This is a genomic window from Pseudoalteromonas sp. SIMBA_162 (assembly GCF_046535955.1).
Classification (GTDB): Bacteria; Pseudomonadota; Gammaproteobacteria; order Enterobacterales; family Alteromonadaceae; genus Pseudoalteromonas; species Pseudoalteromonas marina.
The window spans coordinates 1-278 of sequence record NZ_JAWJBQ010000284.1 but is presented as its reverse complement, the minus strand read 5'-3'; the positions used below and the strand labels follow the sequence as shown (position 1 = coordinate 278).

Sequence of the window (278 nt, the reverse complement as noted above, 5' to 3'; positions counted from 1 at the left end):
CTGGCGGGCCTGCAGGCGCACACGGCGGATTTCGTCGGCCACCTGGTCCAAGGGGCCGCTGATGAGGATTTCATCCGCGGTGCCCAGGTAGGCCCCCCAGTAGATGTCCAGGCCCTGGTTGCGCAGGTGGCGGTAGGAATCCTCGGCGTCGAGCATCACCACCAGGCTGTCGGCGGAGCCGGCCTGCCCCGCTGCCAGGCGGCGTCCGGTGGTGATTTCCACGGAGCGGCCAATGCGGTTCAGCGGCACTTTGTGCCGGGCCGTCAGGGCCTGGACAC

At 69.4% G+C, this 278-nt stretch carries 1 pseudogene; it reads right to left on the bottom strand.

The window, feature by feature from the left end:
• Positions 1-278 (bottom strand): annotated as a pseudogene (locus R0J88_RS19700) (precorrin-6A synthase (deacetylating)); the annotation flags it as partial.